19 protein-coding genes and 1 pseudogene are annotated in these 24,115 nt (G+C 69.7%); 8 read left to right on the top strand and 12 right to left on the bottom strand.

What is annotated here, in order from left to right; all coding sequences use genetic code 11:
- Entirely contained in the window at positions 1 to 2,082 is a 2,082-nt protein-coding gene (locus LRX76_RS05260) for an Atxe2 family lasso peptide isopeptidase (RefSeq protein ID WP_231802834.1), read from the top strand.
- Positions 2,083 to 2,166: 84 nt separating this feature from the next.
- Here LRX76_RS05260 and LRX76_RS05255 read toward each other — a convergent pair whose 3' ends face one another.
- Entirely contained in the window at positions 2,167 to 3,072 is a 906-nt protein-coding gene (locus LRX76_RS05255) for a tyrosine-protein phosphatase (protein ID WP_231802832.1), read from the bottom strand.
- A 16-nt stretch (positions 3,073 to 3,088) separates the two neighbouring features.
- Entirely contained in the window at positions 3,089 to 5,362 is a 2,274-nt protein-coding gene (locus LRX76_RS05250) for a TonB-dependent receptor (RefSeq protein WP_231802830.1), read from the bottom strand.
- 127 nt (positions 5,363 to 5,489) lie between these two features.
- Between LRX76_RS05250 and LRX76_RS05245 the strand changes: the two genes are divergently transcribed.
- Complete coding sequence (locus LRX76_RS05245) at positions 5,490 to 6,134, top strand: TetR/AcrR family transcriptional regulator (RefSeq protein ID WP_231802828.1); 645 nt, start codon at positions 5,490 to 5,492, stop codon at positions 6,132 to 6,134.
- A gap of 615 nt (positions 6,135 to 6,749) precedes the next feature.
- Here the strand turns inward: LRX76_RS05245 and LRX76_RS05240 are convergent.
- Positions 6,750 to 7,769: an alpha/beta fold hydrolase gene (locus LRX76_RS05240; RefSeq protein WP_231802826.1), complete on the bottom strand. Its 1,020-nt coding sequence runs from the start codon at positions 7,767 to 7,769 to the stop codon at positions 6,750 to 6,752.
- A 163-nt stretch (positions 7,770 to 7,932) separates the two neighbouring features.
- Positions 7,933 to 8,166, bottom strand: coding sequence for a hypothetical protein (locus LRX76_RS05235; RefSeq protein ID WP_231802824.1), 234 nt, complete (start codon positions 8,164 to 8,166; stop codon positions 7,933 to 7,935).
- A 331-nt stretch (positions 8,167 to 8,497) separates the two neighbouring features.
- Between LRX76_RS05235 and LRX76_RS05230 the strand changes: the two genes are divergently transcribed.
- From LRX76_RS05230 to LRX76_RS05220, 3 genes and pseudogenes are all read left to right on the top strand, one after another.
- Positions 8,498 to 9,058: a peroxiredoxin gene (locus LRX76_RS05230; protein WP_231802822.1), complete on the top strand. Its 561-nt coding sequence runs from the start codon at positions 8,498 to 8,500 to the stop codon at positions 9,056 to 9,058.
- Positions 9,059 to 9,565: 507 nt separating this feature from the next.
- Positions 9,566 to 10,822, top strand: coding sequence for a putative DNA modification/repair radical SAM protein (locus tag LRX76_RS05225; RefSeq protein ID WP_231802820.1), 1,257 nt, complete (start codon positions 9,566 to 9,568; stop codon positions 10,820 to 10,822).
- A pseudogene (locus LRX76_RS05220) lies at positions 10,819 to 11,595 on the top strand (TIGR03915 family putative DNA repair protein); the annotation flags it as partial. The gene LRX76_RS05225 and the pseudogene LRX76_RS05220, both read left to right, overlap by 4 nt.
- 212 nt (positions 11,596 to 11,807) lie before the next feature.
- Here LRX76_RS05220 and LRX76_RS05215 read toward each other — a convergent pair.
- Both LRX76_RS05215 and LRX76_RS05210 read right to left on the bottom strand, forming a co-directional pair.
- Complete coding sequence (locus tag LRX76_RS05215) at positions 11,808 to 12,188, bottom strand: hypothetical protein (RefSeq protein ID WP_231802818.1); 381 nt, start codon at positions 12,186 to 12,188, stop codon at positions 11,808 to 11,810.
- Between the two features lie 560 nt (positions 12,189 to 12,748).
- On the bottom strand, positions 12,749 to 12,964 hold the full coding sequence (locus tag LRX76_RS05210; RefSeq protein ID WP_231802816.1) for a hypothetical protein: 216 nt from the start codon (positions 12,962 to 12,964) through the stop codon (positions 12,749 to 12,751).
- Between the two features lie 469 nt (positions 12,965 to 13,433).
- Between LRX76_RS05210 and LRX76_RS05205 the strand changes: the two genes are divergently transcribed.
- Positions 13,434 to 13,901 carry a hypothetical protein gene (locus tag LRX76_RS05205; protein WP_231802814.1) on the top strand — a complete coding sequence of 156 codons (468 nt, stop codon included), beginning with the start codon at positions 13,434 to 13,436 and terminating at the stop codon, positions 13,899 to 13,901.
- Between the two features lie 25 nt (positions 13,902 to 13,926).
- Positions 13,927 to 14,385, top strand: a complete 459-nt coding sequence (locus tag LRX76_RS05200) for a hypothetical protein (RefSeq protein WP_231802812.1) — start codon at positions 13,927 to 13,929, stop codon at positions 14,383 to 14,385.
- A 176-nt stretch (positions 14,386 to 14,561) separates the two neighbouring features.
- Here the strand turns inward: LRX76_RS05200 and dapA are convergent, their stop codons facing one another.
- Positions 14,562 to 15,446, bottom strand: coding sequence for a 4-hydroxy-tetrahydrodipicolinate synthase (gene dapA / locus LRX76_RS05195; RefSeq protein WP_331716758.1), 885 nt, complete (start codon positions 15,444 to 15,446; stop codon positions 14,562 to 14,564).
- 416 nt (positions 15,447 to 15,862) lie between these two features.
- Positions 15,863 to 16,450, bottom strand: a complete 588-nt coding sequence (locus LRX76_RS05190) for a porin family protein (protein ID WP_231802808.1) — start codon at positions 16,448 to 16,450, stop codon at positions 15,863 to 15,865.
- A 273-nt stretch (positions 16,451 to 16,723) separates the two neighbouring features.
- Here LRX76_RS05190 and LRX76_RS05185 point away from each other — a divergent pair, with 273 nt between their 5' ends.
- Entirely contained in the window at positions 16,724 to 17,824 is a 1,101-nt protein-coding gene (locus LRX76_RS05185; RefSeq protein WP_231802806.1) for a crosslink repair DNA glycosylase YcaQ family protein, read from the top strand.
- 309 nt (positions 17,825 to 18,133) lie between these two features.
- Here LRX76_RS05185 and LRX76_RS05180 read toward each other — a convergent pair whose 3' ends face one another.
- From LRX76_RS05180 to LRX76_RS05165, 4 genes are all read right to left on the bottom strand, one after another.
- Entirely contained in the window at positions 18,134 to 19,426 is a 1,293-nt protein-coding gene (locus LRX76_RS05180; protein WP_231802804.1) for an MFS transporter, read from the bottom strand.
- A 272-nt stretch (positions 19,427 to 19,698) separates the two neighbouring features.
- Positions 19,699 to 21,018 carry a sorbosone dehydrogenase family protein gene (locus LRX76_RS05175; protein ID WP_231802802.1) on the bottom strand — a complete coding sequence of 440 codons (1,320 nt, stop codon included), beginning with the start codon at positions 21,016 to 21,018 and terminating at the stop codon, positions 19,699 to 19,701.
- Positions 21,011 to 21,421: a DUF2231 domain-containing protein gene (locus LRX76_RS05170; protein WP_231802800.1), complete on the bottom strand. Its 411-nt coding sequence runs from the start codon at positions 21,419 to 21,421 to the stop codon at positions 21,011 to 21,013. The genes LRX76_RS05175 and LRX76_RS05170 overlap by 8 nt, the downstream gene beginning before the upstream one ends.
- A 1,518-nt stretch (positions 21,422 to 22,939) precedes the next feature.
- Complete coding sequence (locus LRX76_RS05165) at positions 22,940 to 23,962, bottom strand: LLM class flavin-dependent oxidoreductase (protein ID WP_231802798.1); 1,023 nt, start codon at positions 23,960 to 23,962, stop codon at positions 22,940 to 22,942.
- Positions 23,963 to 24,115: the final 153 nt, after the last annotated feature.

Below are 24,115 nucleotides of genomic sequence, written 5' to 3'. Positions count from 1 at the left end.
ATGTCTGAGTGCATCGTGCGGGGCCTGCTGGCGGCAGGCGCGCTGGCGGCGAGCTGGACGAGCGTCTGCCAGGCACAGGACGTCACGCCGCGACGGCTGCTGGAAGTGGTCGATCTCGGCACTCCGACCGTCTCGCCGGACGGCCGCAGCGTGGCGTTCCGCGTCGAGCAGGCGTCGCTGGAGCGCAACACCTACGACAGCGTCTGGTACGTGCAGGGGCTGGGCGAGCCCCTGCCCAGGCGGGTCGCCGAGGGCGGCGTGCCGCTGCGCGACTCGGCCGGCGGCGCCTTGCCCGCGACCGCGCTGTGGTCGCCCGACGGTCGCTGGATCTACTACCGCGCGCTGGTCGACGGCGAGATAGCCGTGTGGCGCGCGGCGGCGGACGGGTCGGGCGCCGCCGCGGTGACGCGCGACGCCGCGGACGTGCGCGACTTCGCCCTGGACCGCGACGGGCGGGAGCTCAGGTACAGCGTCGGTGCCACCCGCGAGCAGGTCCTCGCCGCCGAGCAGGCCGAGTACGACCAGGGCATCCGCATCGATGCGACGGTGCCGATCGGCCAGGGCCTGTTCCGCTCCGGCAGTACCGAAGGGCGCCTGGCCACGCAGCGCTTCGGCGCGGTGTGGTTCGATCGCGCCGCGCTGCTGGCCGACGTGCCGGACCGCTGGACGGCGCTGGACCTGGCGACGGGGACGCAGCGGGCGCTGGCCGCGGGCGAGGCCGCTCCCGGGGCGTCGCCGGCCGCTCCCGCAGCCGGCGTCGAGGGCGATCCCTGGAAGTCCGTGCGCGAACCGAACGGCGCCAGGGTCGCCGTGCTGACGCGCATCGGCGACGGCAGCGGGCAACTGTACCGGCCGGATGTGCTGCTGTCGGTGCTGCCGGGCGCGGGTGCGCGGCGGCCGCTGCACTGCACCTCGGCACTGTGCACCGGCCGGCCCATCACCGCGATCCAGTGGCGCCCCGGCCACGCCGAGGTGCTGTTCACAGTCACCGATCCCGCGCTGGGGCTGGCGCAGTCGATCCATCGCTGGAACGTCGAGACCGGCGAGGTGCGCACGGTCGTGCAGGGCAGGGGGCTGGTCAACGGCGGGCGCGATGCCTCGGCCGGGTGCGGCGTCTCCGAGCAGGCGCTGGTGTGCGTGACGGCGGAGGCCGACCGGCCGCCGCGGCTGGAGCGGATCGACCTGGACGGCGGAGCGCGCCATGTGCTGTTCGATCCCAACGCGGCGCTGGCCCTGGACATGGCGCATGCGGCGCCGGCGCGGCTGCTGCGCTGGACCGACGCCCGGGGGCGGCGGTTCACCGGCCAGTTCTACGCGGCGCGGCGGCAGGCAGGCACGGCGGCCCCCCTGTTCGTCACCTACTACAGCTGCCCGGGCTTCCTGCGCGGCGGGGTGGGCGACGAATGGCCGCTGGCCTCGCTGGCGCAGGCCGGCATCGCCGCGCTATGCATCAACCAGTTGCCCGGATACACCCTGGATGCGGTCGAGCGGCATGGACAGGGACTGGCGGCGGTGCAGAGCGTGGTCGACCTGCTGTCCTCGGAGGGCGAGATCGACCGGGCCCGCGTGGGCATGGGCGGGCTGAGCTTCGGCGGCGCGGTGACGCTGTGGACCGCCACCGAATCCAGCCTGCTGGCCGCCGCATCGGTCGCCAATCCGGTCGTGTCGCCGTCCTACTACCTGTACGGCAGCATGAAGGGCGACGCCTTCGTGCAGGGCCTGCGGGACATGTGGGGACTCGGGGCGCCGGACGAGACCCCGGAGCGCTGGAAGGCGCTCTCGCCGGCATTCAAGCTGGACAGGATCCGGGCGCCGATCCTCTTCCAGCATTCCGAGCAGGAGTACCTGTACGCGCTGGACTACGAGATTCCGCTGCTGCGCTCGCAGCGTGCGGATCTGTACGTGTTCCCCAACGAGCCGCACCAGAAGTTCCAGCCCAGGCACAAGCTGGCGGTGTACGAGCGCAACCTCGACTGGTTCCGGTTCTGGCTGCAGGGCCACGAGGATGCCGCGCCCGCGAAGAAGGCGCAGTACATGCGCTGGCGGCAGATGAAGTCGAGCATTGCGGCGGCCGCCCGCTGACAACGGCCGGATCGCTTGCGATCTCATGGCCCGACCGGTCCCATCGCCGGAGCGGGACGCGCTCTGCTTGGCCGCGCTCGCCGCTCAGCCGGCCTGTCCCAGCCGCGCCTTGAGCTGCTGGATTTCGGCCTCGTCGATGCCGATGGACTTGAGGTAGCCCTCCGCGCCGCCGTACTGCCGGTGCAGCGCGTCCAGGAACATCTCCATGTTCTCCGGCGCGGTGCCGGCCATGCCGGCCATCTTCTTCCCGATCTGCGGGTTCTGCCTGACCAGCTCCATGATCTGCGCGTTCATTGCGCTGTCCTTGGGCTGGTCCTCCAGGTAGTGCGCGGAGATCGCGTAGTTGTGCACGATGTCCGCGCGGGACACGCCCGCCAGGTCCAGCAGCAGCCCGGCGACGATGCCGGTGCGGTCCTTGCCCGCGGTGCAGTGGAACAGCACGGTGCCGTCGCGCTGGGCGGCGATGCGCTGGAACACCTGCTTGAATTGCGGCTGGCTGTGGCCGAGCCATTGCACATAGGCCGCGCCCAGCGAATCCGGGAAGGACGTCATCATCTTCTGCAGGTCCATCTTCTCGGTACCCATGAGCGAGATGCGCTGGTAGTCGAAGCGATCGTCGTCGGCCAGCCGGTCCGGCGACTGCGCCTGCTCGTCGGCGGTACGCAGGTCGATATCCAGCGTCACCCCGGCGGCTGCCAGCGCGTCGCGGTCGGCGTCGGTCAGGCGTCCCAGGTCCGAGGTGCGGACGAACGCGCTGGCCGGGATCGGCCCATGGCTGCCCTGCAGCCCGGCGAAGCTGCGCGTGTTCCATGCGCCCTGCAGCGGAACCAGGCGCTGCGCGTCGGCGGCCACCGGCCGCACGTTGCCGCTGCGGGCCGCTGCGGTCGTGGCATCGTTAGCGGGGAGATCTGCGCGGGCAATGCCGCTGCCGGCCAGTATCGGCAGGCCCAGGAACAAGGCGAGTGCGATTGCGGTGCTTCGGTTCTTCATCGGAGCCTCCAGGGGGTCAGAAGTTGACGGTCACGTCCAGGCCGTAGGTACGCGGGTCGTTGAAGATGCCGGCCTGGCCGAGGGCGGCGCTGTTGAGCTTGTAGAACAGGTGTTCCTCGTCCAGCAGGTTGCGCGCCCACAGCGAGAAGGCGATGGTCGAACCGGTGTCGTTCAGCGGCACGTCGATCAGCGCCACGCGGGCGTTCACCACGAACGAACTGTCGGTGAGCATCTGGTCGTACTCGCTGGTGTAGAAGCCGTCGGACCAGTTGCCGTCGAGATGGAACTTGAGCGCGGAGAAGTCGGCGAACGGCACCAGGTAGTCCAGCGACACGCTGCCGGCATTCTTCGGGGCCAGCAGCGGCTGCACGGTGACTTCCACGCCGGCGCCGAACGGATCGACGGCGGTCTGCGCATCGATCCTGGTGTAGGCGTAGTTCAGGCCGACGGTCAGGTTGTCCAGCGGCATCACGCTGAACTCCAGCTCCGCGCCGCGCGAGGTGCCGTTGCCGGGCGCGTTGGTGGTGACCATCGTGGTGCGGGTTTCGCCGCTGTCCGGATCGAACGGCAGCGAGAAGTCCATCTGCTTGTGCTCGATCTTCGAGTCGAACAGGGCCAGGTTCAGGCGCGCACGGTTGTCCCAGAACTGCGACTTGAAGCCGAGCTCGAACGCGGTCACTTCCTCCGGCGCGAAGGAGGTGTAGGTGGTGGAGCGCGAGTTGGCGCCGCCGGCCTTGAAGCCGGTGCTGTACTTGGCATACACCATCGCGCTGTCGCCCAGGTCGTAGGCGATGTTCACCATCGGGTCGAAGCGTCCCCAGGCATCGTCGAAGGCGAGATCGGTGGCCACGCCGTTGACCATGTAGAGGCTGCCCTTCTTGTCGTCGCGGGTGTAGCGGCCGCCGACGGTCAGGTGCAGGCGATCGAGCGAGGCCGGCGTCCAGGTGGCCTGCCCGAAGATGCCCAGGCTGTCGGTCCACGCCTTGCTGGCGCGATCGATGCGCACGTTGGCCAGGTCCAGCGGATTGGTCGCCGGGTTCAGCGTATAGCTGTTGCCGTCCTGGCCCCACAGCAGCATGTTCGGCGTCTGCGCGTTGTCGCCCGCGGTCTCGTGGTAGTAGAAGGCGCCGGCCAGGAACTGCACCTGCGAGGTGTTGCCGATCAGCTGGAATTCCTGGCTGTACTGGTGCTGGTACACCTGCGCCAGGCTGTAGCGGCCGAAGGCGGTGCCCGGGCCGCCATAGGCGGAAATCGCATCGACCAGGCCCATGTCGAACTGGCCCTGGGTGAGCTCGCGGTAGGAACTGATGGACTTCAGCTCCAGGTTGTCGCTGAGCGTCCAGCCGAGGTTGAGCAGGTGGCCGCTGGTGCGGCCGATGTTGTCTTCCTGCGGGCCGCCCAGGATGGACGCGCCGCGCCGGTCCTCGCTGGCGCCGGCCTGCTGCAGCGGGCTCAGGTACGGGCCTGCCACCAGCACCTGCGTGTGGTACGGGGTGGTGGCGTCGTAGGAGCGGTCGAACGCGTACAGCGCGGAGAAGTCGTCGCTGGGCTGCCACAGCGCGCTCAGCCGTGCGCCGCGCTTGTCGTAGCTGTTGAAGTCGCGTTCGCCGCGCATCGGGTTGTCGGTGGTGCCGCCGCGCCTGGCCTGCACCGCATCGATCTTGAAGCTGACGTCGCCCACCTTGGGCAGGTCCAGGTGCAGGCCGCTGTTGTAGCCGCTGTAGTTGGACACGCCGGCACTGACGCTGCCGCCGAACTCGCCGGTGGGCTGCCGGGTGACGATGCTGATCGCGCCGCCCTCGGTGTTGCGGCCGAACAGCGTGCCCTGCGGCCCCTTCAGCACCTCGATGCGCTCCACGTCGTAGAGCATGCTGCCCAGGCCCTGCGCGCGGCCCATGAACACGCCATCGACGTATACGCCCACGCCGGCGTCGCGCGCGGGCTGGTTGGCGTCGCCGGAGGCCCCGATACCGCGTATGCCGATGTTCAGCGCGGAGCTGCGGGTGGCGAACGGCGTCACCCGCAGCGACGGGATCGAACCGTCGGACAGGCTGCCGATCGAGATCGCGCTGCGATCCTTCAGCGCCTCGGCATCCACGACGGAGACCGAGATCGGCGTCTCCTGCAGGTTCGTCGCGCGTTTCTGCGCGGTGACGACGACCTGGTCGAGCGCGACCACGTCGCGGGCGGCGGTGTCGGCGGTATCGGCGTCGTCGGCCATGGCGAGGGCCGGCAGGGCGGTGGCGACGGCAAGGGCCAGCAGTTGGCGGTGCAGCAGGGCGTGGCGCATCGGTCTCGTTCGCGGGGAGTGAGGGGCCGGCGCAGTCTGTGCGTGCACAATGACAGATGAATGACCGTTCATTCACCGGCCGGGTGGCGTACCATCCGGATACGCTGGATGCCCCGTAAGACAAGCAATGACGCTGAACACCCCCGATGCCCCTCCTGCCGAAGACGCCGCCGCCGCCCGCGCGGAGGCCCAGCGCCAACGTATCCTCGATGCCGCGCAGCGCTGCTTCATCACCCGCGGGTTCCACGCCGGGTCCGTCAGCGAGATCGCGGCAGAGGCGGACATCAGCCAGGGGCTGATGTATCGCTACTTCGAGAACAAGCGGGCACTGATCCTGGCGCTGATCGAACGCCAGCTCGTGCACGACCAGGACGCGATCGACCACATGCCGGCATCGTCGGACCTGGTCGAAGGCCTGCTGCGCTGCTACCAGCAATGGGCGCGCGGGGAGACATTGGATATCCGCGGCAACGGCATCGCCAGCGTCGCGTTGTTTGCGGAAATCACCGCCGAGGCGCACCGGGATCCGGTGGTGGCCGAGGTCCTGCGCCGGCACGACAAGCAGACCAGCGCTGCCATCGCCGGCTGGTTGCGCCAGCACGACATCGGGCGGGGGCGCGCGGCGGACGAGGGCGACCTCGAACGGCGCACCCTGCTGCTGCGCCTGCTGGTGGAGGGCCTGGCGATGCGCGCCGTGCGCGATCCCGGCCTCGCGCCGGACACCGTGCGGCAACTGCTGGCGGATATGATCTCGACGGTGCTGGCCGGGTGAGGCCGGGCCGGTCGATTGCCGCCTCGATCCAGGTCGAGGTCGATGCTCCCGATACCAGCGCACCGCAGGCGCGGGCGACGCATCGCGGCCGGGCCCGAGAAGGTTCCGGTCAACCCTTCGCCTGGTAAGCCGAGAGTGGCTGTCCGGTGCCTGGCTCCAGCCTGCGCGCCGTCTCTACAGGACGCGGCGGCATGACCTTTTCATGGGACGTCATGGCGTCGCCGATGCTGGGCGAAACGGCGAGTGCGCAGGCCAAGTCGCTTGCATCCAACATGGGGGCGGCAGGAAGCGCGCGCGGCAAGGCCTGGAAGAATCCGATCGCAAACGAAGACCATGCATGGCTACCTGCGGGAGCGTGTGGGGCCCGGTCTTCGGTGCCGGCCTTGCCGGGCAGGCAATGGCCGCCGGGGCCACGCAAGCGGGCTATCGCCATGCCAATGTCTTGCTCGGCGGCAAGACGTCTGCGATGAAGATTCAGCGCTCGTGTCCGCCTCCTGGCCGGGAGCGGGCGTTCCGGAGCGGACCGGCCAGGAACCTTGGCCCACAACGGCTGGACTTCGGGGTAGTCCCCGGTGCCGTGGCCGCGATGCGGCCACGAGCGCCGTCCTCCACGGCTCAACGTCCGCTGTCGCCGGCCGCTTCGGCGATCGGGCGGACTTCCTGCACCAGCGTGACCAGCGTCTTGCCGGGCTCTTCGTTCATGACTTCGTGGGCGGACTGCTCGAACCACACCAGCCGCTTGCGCGGGGCCTTCACCGTGGCGAACCATTCGGCCGCCACTTCGGAAGACACGTTCCGGTCGTGGCGCCCCAGGAACAGGAACACGGGCGTCTCCAGTTCGCGGACCTGGCTCATGTCCAGCGTCAGTACTTCCGCAAGCAGGTGCTCCATCGAGAACTCGTTGCCTTTCCATACGCCGGACAGGTCGGCGTCGGTGTATTCCGGCGAGAGCTTGATCGCGGCCGCTTCCGCATCGCCGCCCTGGCGGTTGTGGACCATGCCGCCGTAGTGGTTCAGCCACTTGCGCTGCTTGAACAGGCTGTCCAGCGGCACCGGGTCATTGCCCTGGGCATACGGGGCGATCGCCTGCAGTTCCTCCACCGCCTGCGCATTGCCGTCCTGCCGTGCCTGCCGCAGCGTCCACGCCCAGCCGCGGCGCTCGCTCTCGGGCGCGTTCGATATCTGCCCGACGCCGATGTAGGCATGCAGCCATTCCGGCCGCCGCCGTGCGAGCTCCAGTCCCAGGTAGCTGCCCCAGGAGTGGCCGAGCACGAAGATCTTGTCCTTGCCGAACTCCTGGCGCAGCCAGGCCACCATCTCCTCGGTGTCGGCGGTCATGCGTTCGCGCGTCATCGTGGGGGCGACCTGCGCCGGGTCGTTGGCCGAGTAGGTCTTGCCCGCGCCGCGCTGGTCCCACTGCACCACGGTGAAGTACTCCTCCCAGCCGCGCTGGAAGTACCAGCTGGTCGGCATCGCCACCCATCCGGGCCCGCCATGCAGCATGAGGAGCACCGGGTTGCGGCGGTCGTTGCCGCGGATCGAGACCCACTGGTCGATGCCGCCGATGCGGATCTTCTCCAGGCGCTCGATGCCGTCGTCGGCCACCACCCGGCGCATGTCCTCGACGATCGCCACGGCCTCCTGGCGATTCCTCGGGACAGGTGCTTCGGAGGCGTGCGCAGCCAGGGACGAACTGGCGATCATGAGGCAAAGAACGGCTGGGATCAGGGGCTTCATCGGGGTGCTGGCCTGCGTCGGTCGATCGTGCTGGATTGTGTCATGCGTTGCGCGGCCTCCATCAGGGATGCCCTTGGCCGGTGAGCCTCGAGTATCGTCGCCATGCGCGCACCTGATTGGCGTCGAGTGTCGGCCCCTGCCGGCGGTCGATTGGGCAAGACAACTGGCAGTTGGCGCCAATCAGGTGCGCGCACTGGCTACGCAAGCTCTCCTGCGTCGTGCCGATCGCGGCGCGCAACCGCCGGGTGAAGTCCGGGGCGTCCGGGAAGCCTGGTTGCAGCGCGATCTGCAGCATGCTGCCGTCCTCCCTGCGCAAGTGCGGGCGTGTGGCGATGTCCGGTACGGCGGTCAATAGTCCAGGCGTCGGTCGTGCTCGTGCGACGGTCTGCGGGGGCTGGGTTTCCGCATCCGTTAGTTCCGGATCGGCGGGATGCACGCCGCCGCCCGGAGGAGCGGGAGCCGTCAAGCGGGCATAACAGGCGCGGCTGCATATTGGCCCGGCCACATCCGGGACGGGTGACGGGCACGCCTGAATCGCCTCGTCGGAGGCGGTTGGCCATGATCGCCTGGCCCTGTCCTGTGCCACCCTGTCCACGGGCCATATCCCTCATTTCATGGAGTCTCGTATGAAGACCACGAACAAGTTCGTCAGGCGCCTGGCGCTGTTGCTGGCGGCGGGTGCCATGCTGCCGGTCATGACGGCCTTCGCCGCATTGCCGCAGGGCGCCACCGCGCCCCAGTTCACCCTGACGGCGGCCCTGGCCGGCAAGCCGACGACCTTCGACCTCGGCCAGGCGCTCAGGCGCGGGCCGGTGGTGCTGTACTTCTTCCCGGCCGCCTTCACCGCCGGCTGCACCATCGAGGCCCACCGGTTCGCCGAGGCGACCCCGAAGTTCGAGAAGCTGGGGGCGACCGTGGTCGGCGTCACCGCCGGCAACATCGAGCGGGTGGAGGAGTTCTCCAGCGCCGAGTGCCGGGACAAGTTCGCCGTCGCCGCCGACCCGGGTGCCAAGGTCGCGGCGAAGTTCGATGCCACCATGCAGGCCGACGGCAAGACCCTGTCCAACCGCACCTCGTTCGTGATCGCGCCGGACGGCAAGATCCTGCTCAGCTACACCGACCGCAGCCCCGAGAAGCACGTGCAGATGGCGATGGATGCGGTGAAGGCGTACACGGCCGGCAGGTAGCGGTCCGGGCGGGGGAGCGGCGCGCTTTTTCCCGGACTGCCGCCGGGGCGAATGGGGCGCCGAATGAATTCAGGGCTCTTGGTATACCTGCGGGCTTTCGGAACCCGGCTCGAAGCTTGCGCGCACAACCTTGGCTTCTCGTCATCCCCGCGCAGGCGGGAAGCGCTTTACAGCGGCCCGGAGGGCCGATCATCCAGGGACGTTCGTGCAGATCGGGGCGATGTCCACGGGCTCCCGCTTGCGCGGGAGCGACGATCGGGGTTTCCCCACTGCTGCGCGCAGGCGGGGTGCCAGTCCCTGTGGCTTGGAAGATGAATTGCCGCAAGGTTCCGTAGCTGGCGGATCCACCGCGCAAGTCGCTGGGTCCCCGCCTGCGCGGGGACGACGAATCAATCATCCCCGGCATGGTCGTCGGCTTCGCTGGAAGCGCATCGAATCGTTGACGAGTCTGTCCCGTTCCGCCTTGCAGTCTCGGAATCTGAGACTGGGGCGTGGCACCGTCTACGCATGGAACTGGCGCAGAAGCTGAACATCCTGGCCGATGCCGCCAAGTACGATGCGTCCTGCGCCTCGAGCGGCGGCGGGCGGCGGCATTCGCTGGGCAAGGGCGGCATCGGCAGTACCGAGGGCATGGGCATCTGCCATTCGTACACGCCCGACGGCCGCTGCGTGTCGCTGCTGAAGATCCTGCTGACCAACTTCTGCATCTACGACTGCGTCTACTGCGTGAACCGCGCCAGCAGCAACGTGCGCCGGGCGCGCTTCGCCACCGCCGAGGTGGTGAAGCTGACGCTGGATTTCTACAAGCGCAACTACATCGAGGGCCTGTTCCTTTCCAGCGGCATCATCCGCGACGGCGACTACACCATGGAGCAGCTGGTCGAGGTGGCGCGCAGCCTGCGCGAGGATCACCGCTTCGCGGGCTACATCCACCTCAAGACCATCCCCGAGGCCTCGCCGGAGCTGATCGAGCGCGCGGGCCGCTATGCCGACCGGCTCAGCATCAACGTCGAGCTGCCGACCGAGGAGGGCCTGAGGCAGCTGGCGCCGCAGAAGCGCGCCGACGGCATCCGCGCGGCGATGGGGCAGGTGCACGAGCGCATCGCCGTGAACCGCGGCGAGCGCCGCGAGCAGGCCAACAAGCCGCTGCTGCGCGCGCGTCCGCCGCGCTTCGCGCCGGCCGGGCAGAGCACGCAGATGATCGTGGGCGCGGACGGCGCCAGCGACGCGACCATCCTGCGCGCCAGCGACGCGCTGTACGGAGACTACCGCATGCGCCGGGTGTACTACTCGGCGTTCTCGCCGATCCCGGATGCCTCGGCGCAGCTGCCGCCGAGGCCGCCGCCATTGCTGCGCGAGCATCGCCTGTACCAGGCCGACTGGCTGCTGCGCTTCTACGAGTTCCGGGTGGAGGACATCGTCGGCAGCAACGGGGGCGGCGACATGCTGGCCCTGGACATCGACCCGAAGCTGGCCTGGGCGCTGCGCCATCCCGAGTGCTTCCCGGTGGACCTGAATTCCGCCTCGCGGGAAATGCTGCTGCGGGTGCCCGGGCTGGGCACCCGCAACGTGCAGAAGATCCTGGCATCGCGCCGGCACGGACGGCTGCGGCTGGACGACCTGGGGCGCCTGCGCGCGCCGCTGGCGAGGATGCTGCCGTTCGTCAGCGTGCTCGACCACCATCCGCGCCGCCGGCTGGACGATCCGGCGCGGCTGCGCGCGGAACTGGCGCCGGCACCGCGGCAGGCCGACCTGTTCGCATGAGCTGGCGGGCCGTGGTCGATCCGGGCTGGTCGCTGCCGTGCTGGCGCGCGCTGGCGCGGCATGGCTGGGAAGCGGGCATCGCGCCGGAGTCGATCGAATGGGAAGACGGCGCGCAGGTCGCCCTGCTGCCCGCGCAGCCGCTGCAGCAGGCGCCGGTGATCCGCGGCGGGCTGCAGGTGCCGGCGGCTTTCCTGGACCTGGCCGGGCGCGTGCTGTGCCATCGCGATCCGGCCCGGCATGGCCTGCTGTACCGCGTGCTGTGGCGCATCGGCGAGGGCGAGCGCGGCCTGCTGGAGCGCGCCGTCGACCGCGACATCCACCAGCTGGCGCGGATGGAGAAGGCGGTGCGCCGCGACGTGCACAAGATGAAGGCCTTCGTGCGCTTCCGCGCCGTGCCGGGACAGGACGACACGTTCGTGGCCTGGTATGAGCCGGAGCACGGCATCGTCGATCGCGTCGCGCCGTTCTTCCTGCGCCGCTTCGCCGGCATGCGCTGGTCGATCCTCACCCCAAGCCGCAGCGCCACCTGGGACGGCGAGTCGCTCTGGCTGGGCCCGGGCGGCCGCAGCGACGAGGTGCCCGCCGACGAGGCCGGCGAGGCGCTGTGGCAGACCTACTACGCCAGCATCTTCAATCCGGCGCGGCTCAATACCCGGATGATGCGCCAGGAGATGCCGCAGAAGTTCTGGCGCCTGCTGCCGGAGACCCGGGTGCTGCCGCAGCTGGTGCGCGAGGCGGGTAGGCGCGTGCGCGACATGGCAGAACTCGCGCCCCGGCGCGAGCGGCCGCCGCGGCAGTGAGCGGGGGAATGGGGCGAAGGACCGGGATCTGATGACCCGCTTTCCCAGGGGATGCTCGTGCTGTCGATACGCTGGCTTGCCATCGGCGAAGCGAAGGCTTGCGAGGCGTGGACGCGCAGACGAGCAGGCGCAGCACGGAGGAGTCCTGTTGCGAGCCGGTCGGCCCGATCGCCGTTCCGCTACTTCTAGCCGAACGCCAGTGCGGTCGCCTTGCGATCCCCGGCCAGCGCCGCGCGCATGCGTTCCTCGGTGAGCGGGCGCACGGTCCAGTCCACCTCGAACCTGCGCCCTTTCATCCTGACCTGCGCGATGGCCAGGAAATAGCTCGGCCCCGGTCCGACGCAGTACCAGAACACCTCGGCGGGCACGTTGCTGGTGTGGCGCGAAACCTGGTTGCTCGCCTTCACCACCCGCAGGCTCGCCCCGCCCACCGGTCCATCCGGGGTGTCGAACCTGTGTGCGGCGAAACTGCTTTGCAGTGCATTTCCATGCCTGCGGCGCACCGCCAGGTGGACCATGTAGAGACAAAACGCGAAGGGGACGACGGCGAGGAGCGACAGGAGCATGGCGCGAGCAGGGCAGAGTGCGTTCTTTCGAAAGGGGCGACAGGGTCGGCTTGCCTGTTCGGTCGAGTCAAGGTTCTTGCTCGTCGGGGGGCAGGGGCAGGTCCGCTCTCCGGCTCGATCCTTGCGGGGCCGGTACCGTGCACGCGATGTTGGCAGCCTGCGAGGCAGGCAGGCGGCATGCGGTCGAACCCGCTGTGGATCACCGGGCTTCTGGCTTCGATCAGGGTTCGAACGCGCACGGGTGGCAGGAGCATGCTGCTGTCGCAGGCGATCCCCGCTCGTGACTCGCCGCGTGTTGCGCGCAGACGTCTTCCCATGGCTGACGTGGGGCGATTTGCCCGGGATGCAGGGATGACATCCCATGGCATCCAGGGCGAACTGCCAGCGACGGCGAGATGGGTCGTCTCGCTCGCAGTCGCTGGGACAGTGTCGGCAACGGACGGTGTGTGGAACCCCCCACCCTTCCAGGACAACCGCTCCAGGACAACCGCCGAAACCCCCAATGTCATGCATCGGGGGACGCGGTGCGTGGGGCGATCAGCCCCTGCCTGCAACGACCACTATTCGCCGAACCCTCTGCTCGATTGCGTCCCGGGCGCGCTCGGCTCGGCAAGCACATCGGGCGGGGACTCGGCGAACGTCTGGTCGCCATGCGGGGCTGTCGCGTCGCCGGTGTCGGGTTCGGCCACCGCATCCGTGCCGGCCCGGCGCTTCTGCCACGCCTTGTATGCCACCACGCCCGCCGCACCGATTGCCAACAGTCTAAGGATTCCCATTGCCGTCTCCTCGTTCGAATGGGCACCAGGATGGCGCCGGTGGCGTTATCCAGGCGTGCCCGCGCATCAACGGGGCGTGAGTTCCCAACTGGGCAGGGTGCGGTCGAAGTCCGATCCGCCTGATCGCGGGGAGCGGGCAGTACTCGCGCAATCCGGGCATGGACGCGACAGGTATCCGGTCCCGCCGGCAGCCGCGCCGCGACGCCGCGTGCCGCCTTTTGGCGTGGACGCAGTCTTGGAACGGCAGGTGCCGATCATGAGTGCAGGTGCGTGGATCCGCTCCCGATACTTGCTGTCATGCCTGTCAATCGACGGCAGAAAACGCAATATTTTCCGCGCCCTGGCACCAGACCCCACGCAAATTGAATGGCCACTGTCCCGGTTCCGGGAAGGGCCCGCGTGCTCAAGTTGCAGATAGGTTCGAAGCCTATATTTCCCTTCGTCGGAACTTGTGCCCTGGAACCCGCAGATGAAAGCCGTCCTCTATGCGTCGATGCTGTCCGTGCTGTGTGCCGTGACGACGGTGCAGGCCCACGATGGTCCTTCGCGGGACGGGGGACCCGGAAGGGCGGGGCCGGCTGCCGGGCCCGGGCCCGGGCAACACCACCGCTTCCCGGGGGACTACCGCCGCTTCGGGCCGGACGACCGCGCGCTGTGGGCGCGGGGCGGATGGCGGCACGAGTACCGCGATGGTCGCTGGGGCTGGTGGTGGCTGGTCGATGGCATGTGGTACTGGTACGACCGGCCCGTCTATCCCTATCCCACGGCGGTGTCGGTGGTGACCTATGCGCCGCCCCCGGCGGTGGCCTACGTGCCGACCGAGCCCGCCGCGCCGGTCGCCCCGCCGCCGCGCTTCCGCTACTTCTGCCCCGGCCAGGGGTACTACCCCGAGGTCCAGGCGTGCCCGACCGATTTCGTCAGGCAACCGATCCCTTGAGCCATTCTTCGAGAAGACACGAAACATGAACATACGAGCATGGGGTGCCTGCGGCATCGTGCTGGCGCTGGCCGGGTGCGCGACCACGCCGATGGTGCCCAGCGTGCGGGTGATGCCGGCCCCCAACCAGCCATTCCAGGCGTTCCAGGCCGATGACGCGACCTGCCGCCAGTACGCCGCCGGTTCGGTCAGGGGCATGACCGACCAGGCCAACAACAGGGCGGTGGGGTCGGCTGCGCTGGGCACGGTCCTGGGTGCCGCGGTGGGCGCGGCCCTGGGGGGCGGTCCCGGTCCCCACCATGACGGCGGGCTGGTGGCGGTGGGCGCGGTCACCGGCGGTGCGATCGGCGCCAGCAACGGCAGCGCCGGGCCCGGCAATTCGCAGTACGGCATCCAGCAGGCGTACGACAACGCCTACGCGCAGTGCATGTATTCCCGGGGCAACCAGGTGCCCGGCGTGGCCATGCCGGCCCCGCAGGGGTAACGCAGCAGGCGGGTCGACCGCCTTGGTGCAAGCAGGTCGAACCGATCCGGTCCCGGCGTTCACAGCCTGACGCCAACGTGCCGCTTGCGTTCGCCCGTTCGCGCCCGCGCATGCATCCCTCGGCGAGCAGGCGCCGTCCACTCCCTGCCGGGCAGGCCAGCCTGCGCGCATGGGCTTCACTGCGACAGCAGTCCCACCTCGCGGAGCGCGGCCTCCACCAGCGGCTGGTTGCCCGGCTCCAGCTCGGTCATCGGCAGGCGCAGGGTGCCGCCGCACAGGCCCAGGCGCTGCACGGCCCACTTGACCGGGATCGGGTTGGCTTCCACGAACAGGCTGCGGTGCAGTGGCAGCAGTCGCTGCTGGATCCGCGTCGCATCGCGCACGTCGCCGCGCAGTGCGGCCGCGCACAGCTCGTGCATCAGGCGCGGGGCGACGTTGGCGGTGACGCTGACGTTGCCGTGGCCGCCGAGCAGCATCAGCGCCACGGCGGTGGCGTCGTCGCCCGAGTACACGCCGAAATGCTCCGGCACCTCGCGGATCAGCCACTGCGCGCGCTCGAGGTTGCCGGTGGCCTCCTTGATGCCGACGATGCCCGGGATCTGCGCCAGCCGCAGCACGGTGGCGTGCTGCAGGTCGGCGACGGTGCGTCCGGGCACGTTGTAGAGCACGACCGGCAGCTCGCCGGTCGCCTCGGCGATGGCCTTGAAGTGGCGGTACTGCCCCTCCTGCCCGGGCTTGTTGTAGTAGGGCACCACCTGCAGCTGGCTGCTGGCGCCCACCTGGCGCGCGAACTGCGCCAGCGCGATCGCCTCGGCGGTCGAGTTGCCGCCGCACCCGGCCATCACCGGCACCCGGCCGGCCGCCTGCTCGACCGCCACGCGGATGATCTCGCAGTGTTCTTCCACGTCCACGGTGGGCGACTCGCCGGTGGTGCCGACCACGCCGATGCAGTCCGTGCCCTCGGCCACGTGCCAGTCCACCAGTCGCCGCAGCGAGGCGTAATCGACGCTGCCGTCCTCGTGCATGGGAGTGACAAGAGCGACGATGCTGCCGCGGAGCAGGGGGCTGGAGGAGGTCATGGTGCCGGTATCGAAGGTGAAGTGAGCCTTCGATTCTAGAACGTCGCGGCACGGGTGAGGATGCGGAGGATCGCGCCGGGAACCGTCTGTACGGAACGCGCGCCTTCGCCGGCCGGTGGGACCGGCCGCCGCACCCGGCACGGCGACCGGGTACGCGCCGGCGCGATGCCTTGCCGGCCGGCATGCCGGCCGCGGCGATTGCCGGCCGCCGGTGAATCCGCATCGCCGCGCCCTCGTTCGCGAGGACGGTGGGCCGGCGTCCGCGGCGCCATCCCGCCGTGCCCGCGGATCAGCGCGAGACGATCGCGCTGATCCGCGGGGCGGACCGAGAGGACTGGAAGCGGGGCTTGCCGGCGCCTTCGCGTCCTGCTTGCGATGCCGCCGTGGCGGCGCTTGCCTCAGAAGCGGTATTCCACGCTCAAGGACGCCATGTCGGTGCTCAGGTCGACGTCGAACTTCTTGGCGGCGTAGTAGTCGTAGTTCACGCCGGCGCTGAGGTGATCGGTGAAGTCGTAGCCGGCGCCGACGCCGGCGTACCAGGACAGCTTGTCCAGGTCCTGGCGCCTGGACACCTCGTCGTTGCTCAGGCCCCGACCCTTCCAGCCGTAGACGCCGCCGCGCACGCTGGCGTACCACTTCGGGCCGAAGTCGAAGCGCTGGTTCACGCCGGCCGTCCATCCATGCAGCTGGCTCTTGCCGTCGTCGATCACCTGGTCGCCGTCGAACAGGTTCCTGGCCTCGATGTTGCCCAGGTCGTTGTAACCGACCTCCAGGCCCAGCGACAGCCACGGGAACAGTCCCCAGCGATAGCCGCCGTTGACGCTGTAGCCGGTGTCGCGGCCATCGTACGGGCCCTCCTTGATCGAGGTGCGGCCGGCACTGCCGTTGACGAACCAGCCGGCGCTGCCGGCATCCTGTGCGTGGAGTTGCGTGGCGGCCGTCAGGCCCAACGCGGATACGATCAATACGAGCGCCGGTTTGCGCATAAGAATTTCCTTGGCTTGGGTAGAGGTTCCGATCCGGCCGTTGCCTGGCAATGGGTCCGGAAGCGGCGGCCTAGGGATACCCGGCAAGAGTTAGTTTTTTCTAAGGGGATACCGAACAGGCCGGATGCGGGCGCGGCGCGCTGTCCTCGGCCCTGGCCGCCTTCGCTGCGGTCCCGCCGGTCGTTAGAGCGCAGTTGCACGATCACGCCGTGCGCGAAGGCCGCCAGGTCCGCCCGCCGTCGCGCATGGCCATCGCCCGGCCATCGCTGCATGATGGGCGCCATGCCGCTCACCCTCGATCATCTGCGCCGCTACGCGGTGGCCCGTTCGCTGTTCAGGCCGACCACGCTGATGCGGGCGATCGAGCGGCTGGGCTTCGTCCAGGCCGATCCGATCCGCGCGCCGGCGCGCGCGCAGGACCTGACCCTGCGCCACCGCGTCGTCGGCTACCGCGCGGGTGACCTGGAGCGGCGCTATCCGCGGCTGCCGCTGGAAGAGGATTTCTTCGTCAACTACGGCTACCTGCCGCGCGCGCACCATGCCCTGATGCATCCGCGCAGCGAGCGCCAGGCATGGACGCCGGCGCGCTGGAAGCAGGCCGAGCAGGTGCGCGCGTTCATCGCCGAGCGCGGCGTGGTGCACCCGCGCGAGGTCGATGCCCGCTTCGCCCATGGCAAGACCACCAACTGGTTCGGCGGCTCCAGCAACGCCAGCACGCAGCTGCTCGATGGCATGCACTACCGCGGGCTGCTGCGGGTGGCGCGGCGCGAGGGCGGCACCCGCCTGTACGCGCTGCGCGACGCGCTGGCGCCGGTGGACCCGGCCGCGATCGATGCGCGCATGGACGCCCTGATCGACCTGATCGTGGCCAAGTACGCGCCGCTGCCCGTGGCCAGCCTGCGGCAGCTGGTGGGCTACCTGCGCTACGGCGTGCCGCAGTGGGAGGCCGCGCGCGCCCCGGCACTGGAGCGTGCGCGCGGGCGCCTGCAGCGGGCACGGGTGGACGGCATCGACTGGCTGTGGCCGGCCGACGAGCGGCCGGACAGCCGCCGCTGGAAGGCGCCGGAGCGGGTGCACCTGCTGACCCCGTTCGACCCGGTGGTGTGGGACCGCCGCCGCTTCGAGCTGTTCTGGGGCTGGGCCTACCGCTTCGAGGCCTACACGCCGGCGCCCAGGCGCAAGCTCGGGTACTACGCGCTGCCGCTGCTGTGGCGCGACCGGGTGGTGGGCTGGGGCAACCTGTCGCTGACCTCCGGCGTGCTGCGGGCGCAGCTGCACTACGTCGATGGCGACCCTCCGGCCGATGCGGGATTTGCCGCGGCGCTGGAGGAAGAACTGGCACGGATGCGGGCGTTCCTGGGGCTGGCGGACTGAACGGGAGTGGATCGCCCCGGGAAATCGAAACCGGGGAGCAGGTTCGCCTGGCGGCGGCAAGCGAATCCGCATTTTCCTGGCGAGGAAAGGGCTGCTCCAAGAACCTGTTCACGATCTCCCGTAGGAGCGGCTTCAGTCGCGATGGGGCTTTACCGGTAGAGCCCCATCGCGACTGAAGTCGCTCCTACAGGTCGCCCCTACAGGTCGTTCCTGCAGGTCGCTCCTGCAGGGGGGACCGCGATGCAGGCAATGGCGGCGTCACGGCCTGCGATCAGCAGGCGGCATCGCTGTTGGGATCGTGGACAGGTCCTATGAGGGCTGCTGCGGCCCGAACGTGCTCGCCGGGTCGCCACGCCGGAACAGCGCCAGCGTGCAGCCCAGGCCGATCAGCGCGGCCACGCCCAGCCACAGCGCGGGCGCGGCGCGGCTGCCGGTGGCGTGGATCAGCCAGGTGCACATCGCCGGAGTGAAGCCGCCCATCGTCGCGGTGGCCACGCTGTAGGCCAGCGAGAAGCCGGTGGTGCGCACGTCGGTGGGCATCAGCTCGGTCAGCGCCACCACCATCGCGCCGTTGTACGTGCCGTACAGCAGCGACAGCCATTCGCCCACCAGCAGCAGGCGCGCGAACGACGGCGCGGCCACCAGCCACTGCAGGGCGGGCCATACGGTCAGCAGCGTGGCCAGCGAGGCGACGACCAGGAGCGGCTTGCGCCCGACCCGGTCGCTGAGCGCGCCCATCACCGGCAGCCAGACGAAGTTCGAAAGGCCGATGCAGCCGGTGACCAGCAGGCTTTCCAGCTCGCCCAGCTGCAAAACCGCGCAGCCATAGGTCGGCATGTAGGCGGTGATGAGGTAGAACGACACGGTGGTCATCATCACCATGCCGACGCCGGCCAGGATCAGCCCGGCGTTGGCCCGCAGCGATCGCAGGATCTGCCGGGTGTCCGGCGCCTTGCGTGCGCCGAACTGCGCGGTTTCCTCGAGCGAGCGGCGGATCATGAAGATCAGCGGCACGATCAGGCTGCCGACGAAGAACGGGATGCGCCAGCCCCAGCGGTCCATCAGCGCGTCGGCGAACAGGCTGTGCAGGACCACGCCCAGGGCCGCGGCGAACACCACCGCCACCTGCTGGCTGGCCGATTGCCAGGCCACGTAGAAACCGCGCTGGCCGGGCCTGGCGATCTCGGCCAGGTAGACCGACACGCCGCCCAGTTCGGCTCCGGCGGAGAATCCCTGCAGCAGCCGGCCGACCAGCACCAGCACCGGAGCCAACACGCCGATGGCGGCGTAGCCTGGCACGAAGGCGATCAGCAGCACGCCCGCCGACATCAGGCCCAGGGTGAGGATCAGCCCCTTGCGGCGGCCGTGCCGGTCGATGTAGCCGCCCAGCACCAGGGCGCCGATCGGCCGCATCAGGAAGCCGGCGCCGAAGGTGGCCAGCGACAGCATCAGCGAGGCGAAGGCGTTGTCGGACGGGAAGAAGGCGTGGCCGATGGCGGTGGCGTAGAAGCCATACACCATGAAGTCGTACATCTCGAGGAAGTTGCCGGTGACGACGCGGAAGACGGCGGCCGCACCGTGGGGTGCGCGGGATTCGTTCATCGTGGGGTGTTGTCTGTCGGTGGCGGGGGAGAGGATGCGGGAAGTCAGCCCGGTTGCCGGCCGCCGCAAGGCGCTGTCGTCCGCCCCCGGACGCGCGCGCGCGCGGCGCGGCCCGGTCGCGGACGCAAGCTGCGCGCCGGGGCGTCGCCCAGGGCGTCGATGGCGGCGATGCGATCTTCGCCACGCCGGGTTCCGAAGCATCGCACGCGCCCGGCCCGGCGCCGGTCCTGCCGTTGCCTCAGTGACACCGCGCGGCCCGGCGTGCCCTGGATTCAGCGCGCATCCGCCGTCACCCGCCACACCGCGTTGCCGACGTCGTCGGCGATCAGCAGCGCGCCCTCGTTGTCCTGCGCCAGCCCGACCGGCGCGCCGTACAGCTGCTTCTCGTCGCTGGAGTGGAAGCCGGTGACGACCGCCTCCGGCGTGCCGACCGGCTTGCCGTCGCGGAACGCGACGTAGGAGACGCGGTAGCCGCTCAGCGGCGAGCGGTCCCAGCTGCCGTGCTCGCCGATGAAGGCGCCGCCCCGGTACTTCGCCGGCAGCGCGTCGCCGGTGTAGAACCACAGCCCCAGCGGTGCCACGTGCGAGCCGATGGCGTAGTCGGGCACGATGGCCTTCTCCACCAGGTCCGGCCGTTCCGGCTTGACCCGGGAGTCCACGTGCTTGCCGAAGTAGCTGTACGGCCAGCCGTAGAAGCCGCCTTCCTGCACCGAGGTCAGGTAGTCCGGCACCAGGTCGGCGCCGATCTCGTCGCGCTCGTTGACGATCGCCCAGAGCCTGCCGCTCTGCGGCTCCCACTGCAGGCCGGTCGGATTGCGCAGGCCGGAGGCGTAGACGCGGCTGGCGCCGCTGGCGACATCGACCTCGAGCACGGTCGCGCGGCGGTACTCCACCGCCAGGCCGTTCTCGGTGATGTTGCTGTTGGAACCGACACCGACGTAGAGCTTGCTGCCGTCCGGGCTGGCCAGCAGCGCCTTGGTCCAGTGGTGCTCGATGCTGCCCGGCAGGTCGGCCAGTTCCTCGCCCGACACCTCGATGCGGGTCTCGCCGCTGCGGTAGGGGAACTTGACCAGGCTGTCGGTGTTGGCGACGTAGAGCGTGTCGCCGATCAGCTGCACGCCGAACGGCGAGTGCAGGTGCTCGATGAACACGTGTTTCTCCCACTCGCCGTCGGCGCCGGGCGCGCGGCGCAGCAGGGTGATCTGGTTGCCGCCCTTGGCGGCCTTGCCGGAGCGGCTCTTGATCATGCCGGCGACCAGCTGCTTGGGCGTGGTCACCGGCTCGCTGCCGGGACCGTTGGCCTCCACCACCAGCACGTCGCCGTTGGGCAGGACGAGGAGCTGGCGCGGATGCGCCAGGTCGCCGGCGATCTTCTCGATCCGCAGGCCGGCCGGCACCGTCGGCGCCTGGCCCTGCTTCCAGCCCACTCCCTCGGGAACCTGCATCGGCGGCACCATGAAGTGCCGGGCCTCGGGCAGCGGCGGGGCGCTGCCGGACTGCTGCGCCGGATCCAGCGACGCCTTCTCGCTGCATCCGCCCAGCAGGGCGATGCAGGCCAGCGCCAGCGTGCCGCGATGCACGATCCTATTCATGGACGTAGCTCCCGGTGGCGCGGTAGCGCAAGGCGACGGCGACGTGGGCGATCGACAGCAGCACCACCGTGACCACCGAGAGCCAGACCGCGGCGGGCACCACCCCGTAGGCGTCGCGGCTGTGCACGAAGGCATTGAGGATCGCCGCGACGATGGCGAGCAGGTTGAGCCAGAAGTCGAGCCGGTCCACGCCCGTGCTGCCGTGCCGGCCGGTGATCCACACCTGCACCAGGTTGACCAGGCGCGGGATCACCGCGAACAGCAGTCCGAAGGCGATCAGCCAGGCGGCGCCCTTCATCCACAGCATCTCCGCGCTGCGGGCGTAGACGATGTCGAAGATCAGCGCGGCGACGAAGCAGCCGAACGGGATCGGGTTGAGCAGGCCGTAGAGGGCGACAGCCACGGCGGAGCGATGCGGTACGGCGAGGGCATTCATGGGCGGCGTGTCCTTGAAGGGGACGGGAGGCGTGCTTCCGTGGCCGGCCCGGGAGCCCGCGAACCTCGTGCGCGCCCGTGGTCGACCCGCGTACCGTCGCGCATGGGGTGTTCATGTCGTGTCACGACGCGGCGTGGCATGTCGATCGGTCCACGCCGTATCGCTGCGGGTGCGGCGGCGGGTCCGATACGCAATGAGCGGATGTCCGGTGTCCGAGGTTTGCGATGGCCTTGCGCCCATCGGCCCGTGCAAGTGCACTGCCCGGGAAAGCCTCGGGCGTCGCTCCGGGGCAAGCGGAGTGGGCATTGCATGATCTGCACGAAAGCCACTGGATGACCAGCGATGACCAGCCGGCTGTGATGAGGCGTTTCGGCCACTGAAAAGCATTTCCTGCTTCGGCGCGATACCGCCTGGAGAAAAAGCAGGATCGTGCAGCTCTCAGCCGGAGTGGCGCGGCTCATGCCCGGAAAGATCGAAGTCGTCCCAGCGCAGGCAGGAACTCCGGGACTTTCGCGTTGAGCTGCCGGCTGCGGAATCTCCCTGTAGCCGCATCCTTCAAAGCACAGGCGCCGAGTTCTCCCGCACCCCTGTCTCTTCATCGCATTCCGAAATCCCAGGCTCTCCCTTCTCCCGCAAGCGGGAGAAGGAAACGGCGCTCGCGCATCCGGAATCGCCGCGGAGTCTCCCTTCTCCCGTTCATGGGGGAAGGTGGCGCGCAGCGCCGGATGAGGGTGCTTTTGCTGTGGCTTCCCGATGCTCCAGACAGCCCCCATCCGCCCTTCGGGCCCCTTCCCGCAAGCGGGAGAAGGGAACGGCGCTCGCTCATCCGCAATCACCGCGGAACCTCCCTTCTCCCGTTCACGGGAGAAGGTGGCGCGTAGCGCCGGATGAGGGCGCTTCTGCTGTTGCTTTCCCATGCTCCAGCCAGCCCCCATCCGCCCTCCGGGCACCTTCCCCCGCACGCGGGAGAAGGGGACAGCGCTCGCTCATCCGGAATCGCCGCGGAGTCTCCCTTCTCCCGTTCACGGGAGAAGGTGGCGCGCAGCGCCGGATGAGGGTGCTTTTGCTGTGGCTTTCCCATGCCTCAACCGGCCCCCATCCGCCCTTCGGGCACCTTCCACCCCGAGGGTGCCCAGCCCCGCAAGCGGGAGAAGGGAGATGGCTATTCCTGATTTGTGATCAAGAGATGGGGCTTCAGGGAGACGACGTGAAGAAGGTTCGGCGGACAAGCCCCGCTTCGAGTCCCGACGACATCCGCGGCATCGACGTCTGCGCTGCAGTCATCCGGCGACGCGTCGATGCCGTTTCCCGGAAAACGCTGCGCGAACGCGGAGCCGGCGACAGGCTTCCCGTGGGATGCCACGCGCAGGCGTATCGATGTTCGCAGGCCGACCGGACGGCTCTATCGTTGCTTCGGTCGTTGCTTTCGACCGTCGGAGCAGGCCATCGCCGTGAAAGCCCGTCGAGCCGCGCCAGGGAAATGCGCTAGCGCCACCCCAGCCCGGGCGCGACGTGGGTCAGGATCGACTCGATCACGTGCGTGCAGTAGTCCACGCCCAGTTGGTTGGGCACGGTCAGCAGCAGCGTGTCGGCCTCGGCGATGGCCTCGTCCGCGGCCAGCTCCTTGATGAGGACGTCGGGCTCGGCTGCGTAGTTGCGGCCGAAGATCGCGCGGGTGCCGCCGCCCAGGTAGCCGATCTGGTCCTCGTCCTGGCCGCCCTGGCCGAAGTAGCGGCGGTCCTCGTCGTTGACCAGGGCGAAGATGCTGCGGCTCACCGACACCCGCGGTGCGTGGGCGTGGCCGGCCTGCTTCCAGGCCTCGCGGTAGCCGCGGATCTGCTCGGCCTGCTGGACGTGGAACGGGCGCCCGTCCTCGTCGTCCTTGAGGGTGGAGCTCTGCAGGTGCATGCCCAGCTTGGCGGCCCAGGCGGCGGTCGCGTTGGAGCCGGCGCCCCACCAGATGCGCTCGCGCAGGCCCGGCGCGTGCGGCTCCAGGCGCAGCAGGCCGGGCGGGTTCGGGAACATCGGCTGCGGGTTGGGCTTGGCGAATCCCTTGCCCTGCAGCACGTTGAGGAAGACCTCGGCGTGGCGCCGGGCCATGTTGGCATCGCTCTCGCCTTCGGCCGGGGCGTAGCCGAAGTAGCGCCAGCCGTCGATCACCTGCTCGGGCGAGCCGCGGCTGATGCCCAGCTGCAGGCGGCCGCCGGCGATCAGGTCGGCCGCGCCGGCGTCCTCGGCCATGTACATCGGGTTCTCGTAGCGCATGTCGATGACGGCGGTGCCGATCTCGATGCGCCGGGTCCTGGCGCCGACCGCCGCCAGCAGCGGAAAGGGAGAACCCAGCTGGCGGGCGAAGTGGTGCACCCGGAAGTACGCGCCGTCGGCGCCGAGCGCCTCGGCGGCGACGGCCAGGTCGATCGACTGCAGCAGCGCATCGGCGGCCGATCGCGTCTGCGAGTGCGGCGACGGGGCCCAGTGGCCGAAGGAAAGGAAACCGATCTTCTTCATGCGTGACCCTTGGAGTGGGGAGCGTAGGCACGTGGCCATCGAGCGACGGCGGGCGGGCTGCCGCACGATTGTAGTGCCGGGCGGGGCGGGGCAGTCTCGTCACCGCATTCCAACCCCGGCTCCCTTCGCCCGCTTGCGGGAGAAGGTGGCGCG

Origin of the sequence: Stenotrophomonas sp. MMGLT7, assembly GCF_021168555.1 — a bacterium.
Classification (GTDB): Bacteria; Pseudomonadota; Gammaproteobacteria; order Xanthomonadales; family Xanthomonadaceae; genus MMGLT7.
Note: the sequence above shows the minus strand (reverse complement) of the source record. Positions and strands in the feature narration are given on the sequence as shown.

What these genes read in the sequence shown, in the direction of transcription:
- LRX76_RS05210 (WP_231802816.1), bottom strand. Translation starts at nt 12,964, where the DNA reads ATGGGAATCCTTAGACTGTTGGCAATCGGTGCGGCGGGCGTGGTGGCA.
- LRX76_RS05255 (WP_231802832.1), bottom strand. Translation starts at nt 3,072, where the DNA reads ATGAAGAACCGAAGCACCGCAATCGCACTCGCCTTGTTCCTGGGCCTG.
- LRX76_RS05190 (WP_231802808.1), bottom strand. Translation starts at nt 16,450, where the DNA reads ATGCGCAAACCGGCGCTCGTATTGATCGTATCCGCGTTGGGCCTGACG.
- LRX76_RS05165 (WP_231802798.1), bottom strand. Translation starts at nt 23,962, where the DNA reads ATGAAGAAGATCGGTTTCCTTTCCTTCGGCCACTGGGCCCCGTCGCCG.
- LRX76_RS05185 (WP_231802806.1), top strand. Translation starts at nt 16,724, where the DNA reads ATGGGCGCCATGCCGCTCACCCTCGATCATCTGCGCCGCTACGCGGTG.
- LRX76_RS05225 (WP_231802820.1), top strand. Translation starts at nt 9,566, where the DNA reads ATGGAACTGGCGCAGAAGCTGAACATCCTGGCCGATGCCGCCAAGTAC.
- LRX76_RS05200 (WP_231802812.1), top strand. Translation starts at nt 13,927, where the DNA reads ATGAACATACGAGCATGGGGTGCCTGCGGCATCGTGCTGGCGCTGGCC.
- LRX76_RS05235 (WP_231802824.1), bottom strand. Translation starts at nt 8,166, where the DNA reads ATGCTGCAGATCGCGCTGCAACCAGGCTTCCCGGACGCCCCGGACTTC.
- LRX76_RS05245 (WP_231802828.1), top strand. Translation starts at nt 5,490, where the DNA reads ATGACGCTGAACACCCCCGATGCCCCTCCTGCCGAAGACGCCGCCGCC.
- LRX76_RS05215 (WP_231802818.1), bottom strand. Translation starts at nt 12,188, where the DNA reads ATGCTCCTGTCGCTCCTCGCCGTCGTCCCCTTCGCGTTTTGTCTCTAC.
- LRX76_RS05230 (WP_231802822.1), top strand. Translation starts at nt 8,498, where the DNA reads ATGAAGACCACGAACAAGTTCGTCAGGCGCCTGGCGCTGTTGCTGGCG.
- LRX76_RS05260 (WP_231802834.1), top strand. Translation starts at nt 1, where the DNA reads ATGTCTGAGTGCATCGTGCGGGGCCTGCTGGCGGCAGGCGCGCTGGCG.
- LRX76_RS05205 (WP_231802814.1), top strand. Translation starts at nt 13,434, where the DNA reads ATGAAAGCCGTCCTCTATGCGTCGATGCTGTCCGTGCTGTGTGCCGTG.
- LRX76_RS05175 (WP_231802802.1), bottom strand. Translation starts at nt 21,018, where the DNA reads ATGAATAGGATCGTGCATCGCGGCACGCTGGCGCTGGCCTGCATCGCC.
- LRX76_RS05180 (WP_231802804.1), bottom strand. Translation starts at nt 19,426, where the DNA reads ATGAACGAATCCCGCGCACCCCACGGTGCGGCCGCCGTCTTCCGCGTC.
- LRX76_RS05250 (WP_231802830.1), bottom strand. Translation starts at nt 5,362, where the DNA reads ATGCGCCACGCCCTGCTGCACCGCCAACTGCTGGCCCTTGCCGTCGCC.